Raw genomic sequence first — 16,493 nt, forward strand, 5'->3', positions numbered from 1 at the left:
TGTGTTGCAAAATTAGGATTTTTGTCGGGAATAGGCGAGGAGTAAGTGGAAAAATGCATTATCTTTGTCGGTATGAACGAAGACGTATACAGAACCATAGCCGCTCCTGCCGAGGGTATTTATACGGAGAAGCGGAGCAAATTCATAGCCATTGCCTTGCCTGTACGTACGGTAGACGAAGTGAAGGCTTTGCTGGAGGAGTATCAGAAAAAATATTACGATGCCCGTCATGTGTGTTATGCCTACATGCTCGGTCCCCAGCGCAAGGACTTTCGGGCGAACGACAACGGAGAACCGTCGGGTACGGCCGGAAAACCTATCCTGGGACAGATAAACTCCAACGAATTGACGGACATCCTCATCATCGTGGTGCGCTACTTCGGAGGCATCAAGTTGGGGACGAGCGGGCTGATTGTGGCCTATAAGGCCGCCGCAGCCGAAGCGCTTGCCGCCGCCGAGGTTGTGGAGAAGACGGTGGACGAATGCATCCGCTTCTGGTTCGAATATCCTTTCATGAACGACGTGATGCGGGTGGTCAAGGAAGAAGGTCCTGAGATTGTAGAGCAGGGTTACGACATGGATTGCCGCATGACACTCCGCATACGTAGCTCCCTGATGCCACGCTTGCGGGCACGGCTGGAGAAGGTGGAGACATTGAGGATAGAAGAGTAGGGATTTACATCGATAACTTTACACATTATATATAAGTATGTTCAAAGCAACAAAAAGAGAATTGGGCGAGATTTATGCCTTTTTCCGTCTGTTGGCGGATGGAAGCGTGTATATGGGTACACCTCAGGTACAGAAGGACATGAACCGTTGCTGGCCGGTAGCGCTGGTTCAGCGTGAGGAACACGACGGCACGCGTCGGTATTACATAGAAGAGGACGAAATCCGCATGGTATCGGGCGAGGTAGACCGTAGTGGGCAGTTTGTGCCGAAGGAGGAGGCTGAGTCGGTTACCTTTCCAAGGGCCGACTTTGGCGAGGCGGCCGACTATGTGCTCGATATCCTGAAACATTCGTCGGGCGAAGAAGTCGAAGTGCCCGACGGCTTGGAAGGTTTTCTCGACGCCGTACGCATTTACGACCTGGAAGCCAAGACCGATGACCGTACCGACTTCAAGATAGCTTTCTGGCAGAAAGACGCTCCCTTGACGGGCTTTTGTGTACGTTGTCGCCTGAGTCCCATGAATCCGTTGCTCGACGGCGGACGTACGGCCAACCTGAAGCTGGAGCAGACAGGCTTGAAATTTGCCGTGCCTACGGTCAACAAGGTGAACGCCCTGCCCGAATCGCCCAACGAAGTGGCCGAGCGTATGCTGATGATTGAGCGGCTGGGTGGTGTGCTGAAGTATAGCGACGTGGCCGACCGCGTGTTCCGTTGCAACCTGCTGATGATTGACCTGCACTTTCCCCGCATGCTGGCCGAGATGGTTCGCCTGATGCACCTCGAAGGCATCACGCGCGTTGCCGAACTGACGGAACGTATCAAGGAACTCAATCCGCTGAAGATAAAGGATGAGCTCATCCAGAAACACGGTTTCTATGAATACAAGATGAAGCAGTTCTTGCTGGCTCTGGCCTTGGGCATGCGTCCTGCCAAGATTTTCAGAGGTACCGATTCGGCTGTCGAAGGCATGTTGTTGGTTGATGGGCAAGGCGAGGTACTCTGCTATCATCAGTCGTGCCGACAGGACTTTGCCGAATTTCTGTATCAGAATACACGCTTCGAGAAAGGAGCGCTGGAGAAGGACAAATACGGCTTTCTGGAGCGTGAGAACGGCTCCTGGTATTTCAAGTTGAATGTCAAGATAGGACTGGTAAAACGTTGAACCTGATAAATAGAGGAATGATGAACGAAGTATTGCAAAACATCAAGGCACGCCGTAGTGTGCGTGCTTATACCGACCGACAAGTGTCGGCACAAGATCTGGATTTGATTCTTGAAGCTGCTGCTTATGCTCCCAATGGCATGCACTATGAAACGTGGCACTTCACGGCCATTCAGGATACAGCCATATTAACCGAATTGAACGAGGTTATCAAAGGAGCCTTTGCCAAGAGTGACGAACCCCGCTTGCGCGAACGCGGACAGAGTGAAACCTATTGTTGCTACTATCACGCCCCTACGTTGGTGATAGTTTCCAACGAACCTACGCAGTGGTGGGCGCCGATGGATTGTGCCTGTGCGTTGGAAAATATTTTCCTGGCAGCCCGTTCGCTGGGCATTGGTTCCTGTTGGATCAATCAGCTGGGTCAGACTTGCGATGATCCGGAAGTCCGTGCGTTGCTCACCCGTTTGGGAGTCCCTCAAAATCATAAAGTCTATGGTTGTGCAGCTTTAGGGTATGAGCCGGCCAATACATCTCAGAAAGAGAAGTGGATCAAGGAGGGGACGATCACAATCGTCAGATGAATACTCGAGTGATATCATTTATAGAAAAAGGTGGGCAACTCAAGATTTATATTCACTTGGTTTGTCCACCTTTTTTAAGTCATTTACAGAACATAGATTAACTATTTCCTTTCAGCAAAATATTTCCATAACGGAGCTGCCATGAGAGCCTGACGTATTTGGTCTTTTCGTAACAAGTCGAACACCTCATCTGCAGTGAGCAGATGGATGCTAATATCCTCTGTTTCTTCCAAATGTTGGGTAGAGATAGGTTCTACATCTGTTGCGATAAAGCAATGACAAAGGTTTGTCATGGTGCTGGTATTAGCTGATATTGTCAGATGGTGTGTCCACTGTCCACCACCGTAACCAGTTTCTTCATAGAGTTCGCGACGTGCGGCATCAATCGGCTCTTCGCCAGGCTCGCATACACCGGCACATATTTCATAGCCGGTGTAGCGTAGTCCATGACGATATTGTCGTTCCATGAGGAAGTGTCCGTCACGGGTTAGGGCGATGACATTTACCCAATCAGGGTATTCCAGTACGTAATATTCCGGATTTTCCACACCGTTAGGCAAGCGCACATGATCACGTCGTGCTGTTAGCCAAGGGCGACGGATCAGGTATTCACTGTGCAGGACTTCCCATTTCTTTTCGTCATCCATGATTCTGTTTTTTCCTTTTTATTCAAATTTTCCGTAGCGTGTAGGCAATAATTTGCGGTCACCTAATGTGTTGTCTACGCGGGCTACATTTATCCAGAACTTGTTTTCGCGGACAGCTTCTGTGGGGTAAGCGGCTTTCTGCCGTGTGTAACTGTGCTCCCATTGATCGGATACAACCTCATATTCAGGGTGAGGTGCATTGAGAAGGACATTATCTGTCTTGTCGGCACGTCCTTCTTTTACTTCCTGAATTTCTTCCCAAATGTGGAGCATTACGTCCACAAAATTGTCCAATTCTGCCAAGCTTTCGCTTTCGGTAGGTTCTATCATCAGGGTACCGTGTACAGGGAAGGAAAGGGTTGGAGCATGATAACCATAATCCATCAGACGTTTGGCTATATCGTTCTCACTGATACCTGTCTCTTCGTGTACCTTGCGGCACTCCAAAATCATTTCATGTCCTACAAAACCTTGTGCACCGCGATAAACAATGCCGTAAGTGTTTTGCAGGCAGGCGGCCAGATAGTTGGCATTGAGGATGGCTGTACGGGTAGCTCGTGTCAGACCTTCTGTACCCATCATGCGGATATACCCATACGTGATGGGGAGGATACCTGCACTGCCGAAAGGAGCTGCAGATACTTCATTGGTAGCGTTCCCAAATAGTACATGTCCGGGCAAGAAGGGAACGAGGTGGGCTGCTACACAGATGGGACCTACACCGGGACCTCCTCCTCCATGAGGCGAAGCAAAGGTTTTATGTAGGTTTAGGTGGCAGACATCGGCACCGATAAATCCAGGATTGGTTAAACCTACCTGTGCATTCATGTTAGCGCCGTCCATGTAGACTTGTGCGCCGCAAGCATGGATAATCTTGCATATTTCTACAATTTCGGTTTCGAAAATACCGTGGGTAGAGGGGTAGGTAATCATCAGGGCTGCCAGCGAATCCTTATTCTCTTCGGCTTTGATACGTAAGTCGGTCATATCAACATTGCCATGGTCATCACAAGCACAGGTGACGGTAGTAAAACCGGCTTGTACGGCACTGGCCGGGTTGGTTCCGTGTGCTGATGCAGGGATAAGTATCTTGTTTCGGTGTCCCTGACCGATGCTTTCCAGATAGGCGCGAATAACGCGTAGACCCGTGTACTCGCCTGCTGCTCCAGAGTTGGGCTGAAGGCTGACACCTGCAAATCCTGTAATGATTTTCAGTTCCTCGCAGAGATTATGAATCAGTTCATGATACCCTTGAGCTTGATCTTCTGGTACAAGAGGATGGAGGTTCATAAACTCAGGACGACTCAATGGAAGCATTTCTGCAGCCGCGTTGAGCTTCATGGTACAGGATCCCAGAGAAATCATGGAGTGAGCCAATGAGATGTCCTTGCGGTCGAGACGTTTGATGTAACGCATCATTTCAGTTTCTGTGTGATAACGACAGAATACTTCGTGTGTTAAATATGGGCTCTGGCGTCGGAATGTTTGAGGTAGGGTGCAAGCTTCGGTCACATCGGTTGTTTGTGGTGCTTCGACTCCAGCGGCAATGGCAAAGATAGCGAGCAGAGTGTTGATGGCAGCGATATCCGTTGTTTCGTCAATGCTCATGCCAACGTCGCCATTGTCAAAATATCGTAGGTTTACTTCTTTACTCAAAGCGATAGTACGTATCTGTTGGGCAGAAGTGCTTTCTGGTAGAGAAAAACGCAAGGTGTCGAAATAGACTGAATTCTTTTGCGTATAACCCAGTTTACTGAGTGATTTCTCCAAGAAAACGGCAATGCTGTGGATGCGGGTAGCGATAGCACGAATGCCTTCCTGCCCATGATAGACCGCATAAAATCCTGCCATGGTAGCTAGCAAGGCTTGTGCTGTACAAATATTTGAGGTGGCCTTTTCACGTTTGATGTGTTGTTCACGTGTTTGGAGTGCCATGCGGTAACATAATTTTCCATATTTGTCTTTAGACCATCCGATGATGCGTCCCGGCATGTTGCGTTTGTATTCGTCTCGGGTAGCGAAATAGGCTGCTGACGGACCACCATAGAACATGGGTGTACCTAGTCGTTGGGTTGAGCCGAATACGATATCTGCTCCCCATTCACCCGGGGGAGTGAGCAGGGCAAGGCTCAAAATGTCGGCAGCAACCGCTACTTTACATCCTGCTGTATGGGCTTGCTCTACGAATGTCCGGTAATCTTCTACATTTCCGTTGGCATTGGGATACTGGAGGACACAGGCGAATATGTCGGATGTCAACTCTGCCTCATTATATTTTCCTGTACGCAGAACCATGCCTTGAGGGATGGCACGGGTAGTCATGACTGCCAGGGTTTGAGGGAAAATAGATTCATCCACAAATACAACGTTGGCTCCATCTTTCTGTTGCTGGCGCGAACGGAGAGCGTACATCATAGTGACGGCTTCAGCTGCGGCTGTGGCTTCATCTAGCAGTGAACAGTTGGCTAAGGGCATTCCTGTCAGGTCTGATATAGCGGTTTGGAAATTCATCAGGGCTTCAAGGCGGCCTTGCGATACTTCGGTCTGATAAGGTGTATAGGAAGTGTACCAAACCGGATTTTCAAAAACGTTGCGTTGGATAACAGCCGGAGTAATGGTACCATACCATCCCATACCGATATAGGTTGTGTAGAGTTTGTTCTTAGAAGCGAGTTGGGCAATATGTTGTGCAAACTCGTATTCGGTCATGGGCTTGGGCAGATCGAGTGGCTCCTTCAGACGGATATTCGAGGGAATGGTCTTGTCGATCAGTTCATCTAAGCTGCTCACGCCTATTTTGCGAAGCATGGTCTCTTCATCTTTTGGGCCGATGCCATTATGGCGTCGGGATAAAAAGTCGTTTGTCATGGCGATATTATTTAAGATAGTAAATGTTTTATTGGTTATGAATTGTTTTTTTCTTTTATCTGAAAAACGGATTTTCTGCTTTCTCGATTCCAATGGTAGTCGGAGCCCCATGGCCGGGGTAGACAATCGTTTCGTTGGGAAGGACAAACAGGCGGCTGCAAATATGCTCGATCAGTGTATCGAAATTACCTCCAGCCAAGTCGGCCCGTCCGATGCTTCCTTGGAAAAGTACATCTCCAGAGAACATGCAGTGCTCTGCTGCACAATAATATACCAGGCTTCCAGGTGAATGTCCCGGTACGTGGATGCATTCTAATTGTGTATGACCGAAAGTGATAATATCACCGTCATACAGGTATTTTCCCAACGGTGGAAGCTCTTCCTGAAACTGGAAGCCGAACATACGACTCTGTTTGGGAGCGTTCTCTATCCAATATTCATCAGCCTGGTTGGCTTCTGCTTTCAATCCGAATTCTTTCAGTACGAATGGATTTCCAAAAATATGGTCTAGATGGAGATGCGTGTTGAGCAGGTGTTTTACTTGCAGATTGTTTCCCTGGATGAAGTTTTTCAGGGCTTGTTTCTCTTCTTCGTAGAAACAGCCGGGATCGATAACTACCGCTTCGTTGGTTTCATCCCACAGCAAGTAGCAGTTCACAGGAAACATATTGAATTCAAATCTTTTTATTTTCATAATTTGTACAGGTCTTATTCTTGTTGCTTGTTTCGGGCAAATTGTTTTTTATCCTGCCACGTATACTACTTTTTTTGTTTCAAAAAAATCTTCGTCAAAATAGTCGCTCAAATTCCACATTGTGGTCTTGTTTCGGAAGGGCATCGTTTCGTGTTCCAGTTCTCCCCCTTTCAGGCAGATGAGTCCATTAGGTAAAGCATTCTGTTGGTGGGTAGAGAAATTTTTCCGTATGATTTTCATCAGGTCGGTCAGTGGCATTACTGCGCGACTCACCACAAAGTCATACATGTCTTTTATCTCTTCGGCACGCGCATGGCTGAAAGTGACATTTTTTAGCCCGATACTGTTTGCTACTTCAGAAGCTACACGTACTTTCTTGCCGATGCTGTCTACCAGATGGAATTTGACTTCCGGGAAAAAGATAGCCAAGGGGATGCCGGGAAATCCTCCGCCAGTTCCCAAATCCATGATTTTGGTTTCAGGACTGAAATGGATTACCTTGGCAATGCCCAGCGAATGGAGTACATGATGTTCGTACAGGTTGCCAATATCCTTGCGTGAAATGACGTTGATTTTGGCATTCCAGTCTGTATAGAGTTCTCCCAGCGCTGCAAACTGTTCCTTTTGTTTTTCGTCCAGTTCGGGGAAATATTTTAATAACAGTTCCATAAAATTCAGTTGATTTGGCTGATAATGGTATTCTCGTTCAACAGATGTCTTACGGCATCGTAAGGCAGTTTGATTTGGATGGCTCCCATTACATACGGTGCAATATCGTAAATGTTATAATGGAAAGTGATACCATCGGAATCTAGGAAAAAGTTTTCAGTAGGAGTCAGTTCTCCTGTGCTGGTGTATCCCATGTTTTCAAGTTCTTCGTGGGTTGTAACCTGATTGTCTGCCATCAGTTGGTTCCAAAGCAGATCGGTCAGGGCATCCTTATAGTTGGGGACAAACAAGTCATCCAGGCGAATAGGGGTCAGGGTGTCCAGTCTTAGATTGAGGTAGGAGGTCATATAGACGCCATGTGCTCCACCTGTGTATTCGTTGTAGTCGATTCGGTAAACAAGTAAGTTTCCGTTGTAGAGTTGTACGTGTCCTTCCAAACCTTTATAATAAGAATACCATGCACCGATATTGGCCGAATCTTCTACGGATTCTTGTTTGTACATCGGTTCCAGATCTTTGCGGTAATTCTCAATATAAGTTTCCGCATATTTATCTGGTACGTTTTCTGGTGCTATTGTCATGTATTTGTCGCCAAAGCACATGGACAAGAAGTATTTGTTTACACTGTCCTTCATCTGTTCGTCAGACGATTTTGTGATATAGGTGAAATTGATGTTGATGTTACAGGCGGGTTTGGCTGTGTCTCCGAAGAGGTGTGCCGTCTGATTTACTTGAAGACTGTCGAAGGTAAAGTCGCCTGTATGTTGGTTCATTGTGTCATTGCATGAGAAGAAAAAGCTGCTTGCTGCAAGCAAAATGACAAGTAGAATGACAGAATGTTTTTTCATTTCGGTTTTCATTTATAAAACAATAATCGGTTGTTGAAACAGTACCTACAAATATAGAATTAATTACTCAATCCGTGTATAGCAGGAGGATTTTTTTTCTCATTGTTTTAGCACGTCTGTCGGCAATGGTTTAGCTGTTTCGATATTCCTGCGGACTCATTCCAACATGGCGCTTAAAGTATTTGCCAAAGAATGAAGCGTTGGGGAAGTTTAACGAATAAGCTATTTCCTGTACGGTCATGTCGGTCGACTTTAGTTTGGATTTTACATCTATCAGAACAACATGGGCGATAATGTCAAGAATGTTCTTCCCTGTAGCTTGTTTTACGGTGGTACTCAGGTGCTGTAGTGAAATACCCATTTTGTCGGCATAGAACTGGGCTCGGCGTTCGTGGGTATAGTTTTCGATGACAAGTTGCACCAATTTACGGCAGATTTCTTCTTTTCGGCTTTGCGTCCGGACGTCTTGCATGGGGACATCGCTGTATAGCTTGTCCACGCCATAGAGCATACCTTCCAGAATGTGTCGGATCATTTCTGTGTCCAGTGTATGAGAGCCGGTGGTAATGCGGCCCAGCAATGCAAAGTAATCTTGAAAGTAGGATGCTACGGCTGGGTCGATGTGGAGTACAGGTGAGCGTAGGATGGAAGAGAGGGAGTGGAAGGTCGATTGGACGACATTCACCTTTGTAATGCACTGCTCTGAGAACCCTACAAATCCGATACGGACTTTCTCCTGTTGGGAATAGAACTGGATGATGGTGCCGGGCAGGAGCACGACAAAATCGCCCTGCTTGATTTCTGTTTCCATCAGATTGATGGATACGGTGATGGTACCTTCGATGCACACGGCGAAAATACATGCTTTCAGACGGCATGATTGCTTGTAGATGTTCAGAATATCTTCGGTCACATCGGTCCATGCGATGATGTCTACCGGTAGGTCAACGTGAGGAAAATCCATAACGCTATCATATTTTTTTATGCGGCAAAGATAAGGTTTTTCTCGAAATCTTTTACCTTTGCAGACATGAAAACATTGGTAGAAAATTGGGGAATTATCTCCTATGAGCAGGCTTGGAAAAAGCAGGCTGAATACTTTGAAACGTTGGTACAGGCCAAGCAGTGTGGTCATGAGTATCTGAATCGTATTGTCTTCTGCGAGCATCCGCACGTCTATACATTGGGACGTAGCGGTAAAGAACGGAATATGCTCTTGAGCGAAGGGCAACTTCAGCGGATAGGTGCTACCTATTATCATATTGACCGTGGAGGCGACATTACTTATCACGGTCCTGGTCAGCAGGTGTGTTATCCCATTTTAAATCTGGAAGATTTTGGTCTTGGCCTGAAGGAATATGTTCATCTGCTCGAAGAGGCTGTCATTGGTGTGTGCGCTTCCTATGGTATTGTGGCCGGAAGGGTGGACAAGGCTACAGGTGTCTGGTTGGAAGGAGACACGTCGCGTGCGCGTAAAATTTGTGCCATCGGGGTACGTAGCAGCCATTACGTTACGATGCATGGCTTAGCCTTTAATGTGAATACCGATTTGCGCTATTTCAGTTACATCAACCCTTGTGGTTTTGTGGACAAAGGTGTCACTTCCCTGCAAAAGGAACTGGGGCATGATGTGCCGATGGAAGAGGCTCGTCTGCGCTTGGAGTCCGAATTGCAGAAACTTCTTTCATAGGGACGTATCGCTACGTTCATGACCTTGCATGGGCTTTTTGCGTATTTTCTTGGGGGATAATTCCCTACGAAATAAAAAATCTTATTAACTTTGCAGGTCACTTTTGGAAACAATAAAAAACATTACGATATGAATATCTCTTATAATTGGCTGAAAGAGTATGTCGATTTCGACTTGACGCCGGACGAAGTGGCCGCTGCGCTCACCTCCATCGGACTGGAAACAGGCGGTGTGGAAGAGGTGCAGACTATCAAGGGCGGACTGGAAGGTCTGGTGATTGGCGAAGTGCTGACATGCGTTCCTCATCCTAATTCAGACCACATGCACGTCACTACCGTCAATCTCGGTTCGGGCGAGCCTGTACAGATTGTGTGCGGCGCACCTAATGTAGCTGCCGGACAGAAAGTGGTAGTTGCTACACTGGGCACCAAGCTCTATGACGGAGAACAGTGCTTTACCATTAAGAAATCAAAGCTTCGCGGAGTGGAATCCAATGGAATGATTTGCGCGGAAGACGAGATAGGTATCGGCACCGACCATGCCGGTATCATCGTGCTGCCCGCCGATGTAGTTCCCGGTACGCTGGCCAAGGATTATTATCAGGTGAAGAGCGATTATGTGCTCGAGGTGGACATTACTCCCAACCGTGCTGATGCTTGCTCGCACTACGGTGTAGCTCGCGACCTCTATGCCTGGTTGATTCAGAATGGACGTACAGCTACCTTGAAGCGTCCGTCGGTAGAGGCTTTTGCCGTCGAAAACCACGACCTGGACATCAACGTGACGGTCGAAAACGCTGAGGCCTGTCCTCATTATGCCGGCGTTACAGTCAAAGGGGTTACGGTCAAGGAAAGTCCCGCCTGGTTGCAGGACAAGCTTCGCACCATTGGTTTGCGTCCTATTAATAATGTAGTCGATATTACCAACTATATCGTTCATGCTTTCGGCCAGCCGTTGCACTGCTTCGATGCCGATACCATCAAGGGGGGAGAGGTTATCGTGAAGACTATGCCCGAAGGTACACCGTTCGTGACATTGGACGGCGTGGAGCGTAAGTTGAGCGAACGCGACCTGATGATTTGCAACCGAGAAGAAGCCATGTGTATCGCTGGTGTATTTGGCGGACTGAACTCAGGTTCTACTGAAGCAACCAAGGATGTATTCCTTGAGAGCGCCTATTTCCATCCCACTTGGGTGCGTAAGACGGCCCGTCGTCATGGCTTGAGCACCGATGCTTCATTCCGCTTCGAGCGTGGTATTGATCCCAACAGTGTTATTTACTGCCTGAAGTTGGCTGCCCTGATGGTGAAGGAACTGGCCGGGGGTACCATTTCATCCGAGATTAAGGATGTGTGTGCAGGTCCTGTGGCCGACTTCCGCGTAGAGCTTCCTTACGAAAAGGTACATTCACTCATCGGCAAGACCATTCCTGTAGAGACCATCAAGAGCATCGTGAAGAGCTTGGAGATGAAGATTGTAAGTGAAACCTCTGAAGGACTGACGCTCGACGTGCCTCCCTATCGGGTAGACGTACAACGCGATTGCGATGTCATCGAAGATATCCTCCGTATCTATGGATATAATAATGTAGAGATACCTACGACCTTGAAGTCCAGCCTGACCACAAAGGGTGAGTGTGACAAGTCGAACAAGATACAGAACCTCATTGCCGAACAGCTGGTAGGTGCCGGCTTCAACGAGATCCTGAACAATTCGTTGACGCGTGCCGCCTATTATGACGGGTTGGAATCTTATCCGTCTGCCAATCTGGTAATGCTGATGAATCCGTTGAGTGCTGATTTGAATGCCATGCGTCAGACTCTCCTCTTCGGTGGTTTGGAAAGCATCGTGCGCAATGCCAACCGTAAGAATGCCGACCTGAAGTTCTTCGAATTCGGTAACTGCTACCACTTCAATGCCGAAAAGAAGAACGACGAGAAACCTCTTGCCGCCTATTCAGAAGAATATCACCTGGGCTTGTGGCTTACCGGTAAGAAGGTGTCCAACTCGTGGGCACATGCCGATGAAGACAGTTCGGTATACGAACTCAAGGCCTATGTAGAGAATATCTTGGCCCGTGTAGGTCTACACATGCACGACTTGGTTATCGGTAACCTGACCGACGATATCTATGCAGCTGCTTTGTCTGTAAACACACGTGGAGGAAAACGTCTGGCAACGTTCGGCGTTGTGACGCGTAAGATTCTGAAAGCTTTCGATATCGAAAATGAAGTCTTCTACGCCGACCTCAACTGGAACGAGCTGATGAAGGCTATCAAGAATATCAAGGTCAGCTATACGGAAATTTCCAAGTTCCCGGCTGTGAAACGCGACCTGGCTCTGCTGCTCGACAAGAAAATCCAGTTTGCCGAAATCGAGAAGATTGCTTATGAAACCGAGAAGAAGCTCTTGAAATCCGTTGAGTTGTTCGATGTGTACGAAGGCAAGAATCTCGAAGCCGGTAAGAAGAGTTATGCCGTCAGCTTCCTGTTGCAGGACGAAAATGCCACGCTCAACGAGAAGCAGATCGACAAGATTATGCAGAAGCTCATCGCCAACTTGCAGAACAAGCTGGATGCCAAACTGAGATAAAACTAATTGAACGAATCATTTAAAATCAAAATAAAAACATTACTCCCATGGGAAGAGCGTTTGAATATAGAAAAGCTACCAAGCTGAAAAGATGGGGCCACATGGCCAAAACATTTACACGTCTGGGCAAACAAATCGCCATCGCCGTAAAGGCTGGCGGTCCGGAACCTGAAAACAACCCTACATTGCGTTCAGTTATCGCCACTTGTAAGCGTGAGAACATGCCGAAGGACAACATCGAGCGTGCCATCAAGAATGCAATGGGTAAGGACCAGAGCGACTATAAGGGAATGACATACGAAGGCTACGGCCCTCACGGCATTGCTGTATTTGTAGATACGCTGACTGATAATCCGACCCGTACTGTTGCCGATGTCCGTTCGGTATTCAACAAGTTCGGTGGCAACCTTGGTACAATGGGTTCGCTGGCTTTCCTTTTCGACCATAAGTGCGTATTCACGTTCAAGAAGAAAGACGGCATGGATATGGAAGAATTCATCCTCGACATGATCGATTTCGATGTAGACGAAGACTACGAAGAAGACGAGGAAGAAGGCACTATCACTATTTATGGTGATCCGAAGAGCTATGCAGCTATCCAGAAACACCTTGAAGAGTGCGGTTTCGAAGATGTCGGTGGTGACTTCACCTATATCCCCAACGATCTGAAGGACATCGAGCCCGAGCATCGCGAGACGATCAATAAGATGATTGAGCGTCTGGAAGAGTTCGACGATGTACAGACGGTTTATACCAATATGAAGCCCGAAGAGGAATAATCTATTGAAATGACTTACCATTACAAAACAAAAGGTACGTGTAGTACTGATATCAATCTTGAAGTGGAAGACGGTATCATCAAGGATATCGAATTCTGGAGCGGTTGTAACGGTAATCTGCAGGGTATCTGTCGGTTGGTGAAAGGCATGCCTGTAAAGGATGTCATCAGCCGTCTTGAGGGTATCCGTTGTGGTATGCGTCCTACATCGTGTCCAGACCAACTTTGTCAGGCACTTCATGAAATGGGATATTGAACAATATACCTTTAATTTTTGTTTATAATTTAAAAGCCGGATGGAAATTATCCTTCCGGCTTTTTTTATCACATTATTTTGTATTTTTGCCGAGTATAATAAAGGGATATGAAGAACATTCTGAAGGATCTTAAACGGAAAGATCATAAACGTTATTTGGGTGGACTCGATGTGCTTAAGTATATCGGGCCGGGTATGCTGGTGACGGTTGGTTTTATCGATCCTGGTAATTGGGCATCCAATTTTGCCGCAGGTTCAGAGTTTGGCTATGCTCTTTTGTGGGTAGTGACCTTGTCTACCATTATGCTCATTATCCTGCAACACAACGTAGCCCACTTGGGTATCGTTACTGGTCTCTGCCTATCCGAAGCTGCTACGAAATACACCCCTGCCTGGGTCTCAAAGCCCATATTGGCAACAGCTGTCTTGGCTTCCATCTCCACATCTTTGGCTGAAATCTTGGGTGGAGCTATTGCTTTGCAGATGCTGTTTGGCATTCCCATTCCGTGGGGAGCAGTGCTCACTACCGTATTTGTGCTGCTGATGCTCTTCACCAATTCCTATAAAAAAATTGAGCGGGCTATTATAGCTTTTGTTTCCATCATCGGACTTTCGTTCATTTACGAACTATTCTTGGTAAAAATTGACTGGACGTTGGCGGCTGCTTCATGGGTTACGCCTTCGTTGCCTCAGGGTAGCATGCTCATTGTCATGAGTGTGCTGGGGGCCGTCGTCATGCCTCACAATCTGTTCCTGCACTCTGAAGTTATCCAGAGTCACGAATACAATAAGCAGGACGATGCTTCCATTCGTCGTGTCTTGAAGTACGAACTGTTTGATACCCTATTCTCCATGCTGGTAGGTTGGGCTATCAACAGTGCTATGATTCTACTGGCTGCTTCCACTTTCTTTCAGGCAGGCGTTCCCGTGGACGAACTTCAGCAGGCCAAGTCACTACTTGAACCATTATTGGGCAGCAATGCCGCCGTCATCTTTGCCTTGGCTTTGCTTATGGCAGGCATTTCGTCTACTATCACCAGTGGTATGGCGGCAGGTTCCATTTTTGCTGGTATGTTTGGTGAGTCCTATCATATCAAGGACAGCCATTCGCAGGTTGGCGTTGTGCTCTCGTTAGGTGTGGCCTTGTTATTGATATTCTTTATTGGCGATCCTTTCAAGGGATTACTGATTTCGCAGATGGTATTGAGTCTCCAGTTGCCGTTTACGGTTTTCCTTCAGGTTGGTCTGACCTCTTCACGTCGAGTAATGGGACCGTATGCCAATAGCCGGTGGAGTAGTGGAGTGCTCTATTTTATAGCTTCTGTTGTTACCGTACTCAATATTTGGTTGATTGTTTCAGAATTGTTGTAAACATAAATCTTGTGATAGAAAATATATGGAAGAAAACGAGAAAAGAATAGAAAAGGCTGTTGCTCTCTTCAAGAGTGGTTTTAATTGCGCCCAGTCGATAGTGACGGCTTTTGCCGACCAATACGGCTTTACCGAGGAACAGGCTTTGCACATGGCCGCTTCGTTTGGTGGCGGTATCGGGCGTATGCGTATGACGTGTGGTGCAGCCTGCGGCTTGTTCATGTTGGCTGGACTGGAGAAATGTGCAATTGAAGGAAAAGACCGTGAAAGCAAAGGAGCTAACTATGCCCTTGTACAGCAGTTGGCCGAAGAGTTCAAGAGACGCAATGGTTCGTTGATATGTGCTGAACTTTTGGGGTTAAAGAAGCCTGAAATTACAAGTATTCCCGATGAACGTACCAAGCAATATTATGCCAAACGTCCCTGTGCTTACATGGTCGAAGAGGCAGCTCGCATTTGGGTAGAGTATTTGGAAAGAAAGAATGGCATTTGATAATGCCTTAGTATTGGATACTTTCTATTAATCGTAATACTCTATTTCCAGTTCGTCGCTTACGTTGAAGTCTTCGTGATAACCGTCGTCATACAGATAGACAATGCGTAGGTTGCGATAGACCGACGGCACTTTTAGTGTGTCTAGTAGGTGCCATTTCGGTTTGCCGAAGTCATACGAACTTCTGTCAAGGATAATCCGGTTCGATACATAGTCAAAGCGGTAATAACCTCCACCGATACATTGGTCGCCTGCCTGTAGCAGGTCTTTATGTTGGTAAACCATTCCCAGGCGGAAATATCCGTCCAGCGTGATGATAAATTTGGGTTGTGTCATGCCGATGTCCAGATTAATAAATGATGGTATTTTTATTCACAAAGTAGCTTGGAGCAAAGTTATAAAAACTTTCAGATTCTGATTGGAAAATATCTGTAAATCGCATCTGCTTTTTTAGTTGTTGTCAAAATATCTACTTAAAAAAACTCTATTCAGGGTGATGATAAATTTGTATGGTGTTATGTTCGCGTCAAGATTGCACACTGATTGTTGCTTTCACCGTGAAAGATCTTGCTTTCACTATATCAGTCAGTAAATCATTGTGTTGTGATGGCGTGAAAGCGTGAATGATGAATATAGAACGTGAAAAAAGATAGTAGGAAAAAGAGAGATGGAGTCAGTTTGTTGGAATGGAAGAATTTTGATGTGTGGTTAGTAACATCCATATTGGCATTCATAAAGTGGCACTTTAGATTTCTAAAGAGGGACTTTACGCCGCTAAAGTGGCACTTGACGAACGTTGATTTACCTCTTTTTCTTACATAAACTTGAAAAAAAACAGTAATAATGTGCTAAATAACATAAAAATAACTATCTTTGCACGCAAAATAAAATCTGAAACCATCAGAGAGGTTCGATTTTATGGCATGTCTAACTTAAATTTGAAGAAAATGTTGAAAGAAAAAGCTGGTGAAACAGCAGGAAAAATTTGGAACGCACTGAATGAAACTGAAGGCTTGACTGCTAAACAGATCAAGAAAGCAACAAAGTTGGTCGACAAAGATTTGTATCTGGGTCTGGGATGGTTGCTGAGAGAAGACAAAATTTCTACTTCTGAAGTAGAAGGTGAATTGTTTGTAAAGCTGAACTAATTTTATCTGAAAGACTATAAA

General features: G+C 46.5%; 17 protein-coding genes. 10 read left to right on the forward strand and 7 right to left on the reverse strand.

Annotated features, from left to right (window positions below):
• The first annotated feature begins 72 nt into the window (after window positions 1-72).
• From BQ8005_RS01110 to BQ8005_RS01120, 3 genes are read left to right on the forward strand one after another with little or no spacing between them, the layout of a single operon-like run.
• Window positions 73-672 carry an IMPACT family protein gene (locus tag BQ8005_RS01110; RefSeq protein ID WP_021847687.1) on the forward strand — a complete coding sequence of 200 codons (600 nt, stop codon included), beginning with the start codon at window positions 73-75 and terminating at the stop codon, window positions 670-672.
• Between the two features lie 37 nt (window positions 673-709).
• Window positions 710-1,834 carry an HpaII family restriction endonuclease gene (locus BQ8005_RS01115; protein ID WP_075316786.1) on the forward strand — a complete coding sequence of 375 codons (1,125 nt, stop codon included), beginning with the start codon at window positions 710-712 and terminating at the stop codon, window positions 1,832-1,834.
• A 20-nt stretch (window positions 1,835-1,854) separates the two neighbouring features.
• Window positions 1,855-2,418 carry a nitroreductase family protein gene (locus BQ8005_RS01120; protein WP_075318827.1) on the forward strand — a complete coding sequence of 188 codons (564 nt, stop codon included), beginning with the start codon at window positions 1,855-1,857 and terminating at the stop codon, window positions 2,416-2,418.
• 101 nt (window positions 2,419-2,519) lie between these two features.
• Here BQ8005_RS01120 and BQ8005_RS01125 read toward each other — a convergent pair whose 3' ends face one another.
• From BQ8005_RS01125 to BQ8005_RS01150, 6 genes are all read right to left on the reverse strand, one after another.
• Window positions 2,520-3,065 (reverse strand): NUDIX hydrolase, encoded by a 546-nt coding sequence (locus tag BQ8005_RS01125; protein ID WP_394334089.1) that lies wholly within the window; start codon window positions 3,063-3,065, stop codon window positions 2,520-2,522.
• An 18-nt stretch (window positions 3,066-3,083) separates the two neighbouring features.
• A complete protein-coding gene (gcvP, locus tag BQ8005_RS01130; RefSeq protein WP_075316788.1) occupies window positions 3,084-5,933 on the reverse strand; it encodes an aminomethyl-transferring glycine dehydrogenase in 2,850 nt (949 codons plus the stop codon).
• A 55-nt stretch (window positions 5,934-5,988) separates the two neighbouring features.
• Window positions 5,989-6,627 (reverse strand): MBL fold metallo-hydrolase, encoded by a 639-nt coding sequence (locus BQ8005_RS01135; protein WP_075316789.1) that lies wholly within the window; start codon window positions 6,625-6,627, stop codon window positions 5,989-5,991.
• Window positions 6,628-6,675: 48 nt separating this feature from the next.
• Window positions 6,676-7,296: a 16S rRNA (guanine(527)-N(7))-methyltransferase RsmG gene (gene rsmG / locus BQ8005_RS01140; protein WP_075316790.1), complete on the reverse strand. Its 621-nt coding sequence runs from the start codon at window positions 7,294-7,296 to the stop codon at window positions 6,676-6,678.
• A gap of 5 nt (window positions 7,297-7,301) precedes the next feature.
• A complete protein-coding gene (locus BQ8005_RS01145; RefSeq protein WP_075318828.1) occupies window positions 7,302-8,144 on the reverse strand; it encodes a DUF3298 and DUF4163 domain-containing protein in 843 nt (280 codons plus the stop codon).
• Window positions 8,145-8,274: 130 nt separating this feature from the next.
• Window positions 8,275-9,108, reverse strand: a complete 834-nt coding sequence (locus BQ8005_RS01150) for a helix-turn-helix domain-containing protein (RefSeq protein ID WP_021847679.1) — start codon at window positions 9,106-9,108, stop codon at window positions 8,275-8,277.
• Window positions 9,109-9,138: 30 nt separating this feature from the next.
• Between BQ8005_RS01150 and lipB the strand changes: the two genes are divergently transcribed.
• The 6 genes from lipB (at window position 9,139) to BQ8005_RS01180 (ending at window position 15,324) form a co-directional block, all read left to right on the forward strand.
• The gene (gene lipB / locus BQ8005_RS01155) at window positions 9,139-9,834 is read left to right on the forward strand and encodes a lipoyl(octanoyl) transferase LipB (protein WP_262484400.1); all 696 of its coding nucleotides are present in this window, start codon (window positions 9,139-9,141) and stop codon (window positions 9,832-9,834) included.
• A gap of 129 nt (window positions 9,835-9,963) precedes the next feature.
• The gene (pheT, locus tag BQ8005_RS01160) at window positions 9,964-12,426 is read left to right on the forward strand and encodes a phenylalanine--tRNA ligase subunit beta (RefSeq protein WP_021847677.1); all 2,463 of its coding nucleotides are present in this window, start codon (window positions 9,964-9,966) and stop codon (window positions 12,424-12,426) included.
• A gap of 47 nt (window positions 12,427-12,473) precedes the next feature.
• Complete coding sequence (locus BQ8005_RS01165) at window positions 12,474-13,205, forward strand: YebC/PmpR family DNA-binding transcriptional regulator (RefSeq protein ID WP_021847676.1); 732 nt, start codon at window positions 12,474-12,476, stop codon at window positions 13,203-13,205.
• 9 nt (window positions 13,206-13,214) lie between these two features.
• Window positions 13,215-13,460: a TIGR03905 family TSCPD domain-containing protein gene (locus tag BQ8005_RS01170; protein ID WP_021847675.1), complete on the forward strand. Its 246-nt coding sequence runs from the start codon at window positions 13,215-13,217 to the stop codon at window positions 13,458-13,460.
• Window positions 13,461-13,568: 108 nt separating this feature from the next.
• A complete protein-coding gene (locus tag BQ8005_RS01175) occupies window positions 13,569-14,831 on the forward strand; it encodes an Nramp family divalent metal transporter (RefSeq protein WP_021847674.1) in 1,263 nt (420 codons plus the stop codon).
• A 25-nt stretch (window positions 14,832-14,856) separates the two neighbouring features.
• Entirely contained in the window at window positions 14,857-15,324 is a 468-nt protein-coding gene (locus BQ8005_RS01180) for a C-GCAxxG-C-C family protein (RefSeq protein ID WP_075316792.1), read from the forward strand.
• Window positions 15,325-15,351: 27 nt separating this feature from the next.
• Here BQ8005_RS01180 and BQ8005_RS01185 read toward each other — a convergent pair whose 3' ends face one another.
• On the reverse strand, window positions 15,352-15,660 hold the full coding sequence (locus BQ8005_RS01185) for a hypothetical protein (protein WP_021847672.1): 309 nt from the start codon (window positions 15,658-15,660) through the stop codon (window positions 15,352-15,354).
• Between the two features lie 611 nt (window positions 15,661-16,271).
• Between BQ8005_RS01185 and BQ8005_RS01190 the strand changes: the two genes are divergently transcribed.
• On the forward strand, window positions 16,272-16,472 hold the full coding sequence (locus BQ8005_RS01190; RefSeq protein WP_075316793.1) for a winged helix-turn-helix domain-containing protein: 201 nt from the start codon (window positions 16,272-16,274) through the stop codon (window positions 16,470-16,472).
• The last annotated feature ends 21 nt before the right edge of the window (window positions 16,473-16,493 follow it).

Origin of the sequence: Bacteroides togonis (assembly GCF_900130135.1) — a bacterium.
GTDB lineage: Bacteria > Bacteroidota > Bacteroidia > Bacteroidales > Bacteroidaceae > Bacteroides > Bacteroides pullorum.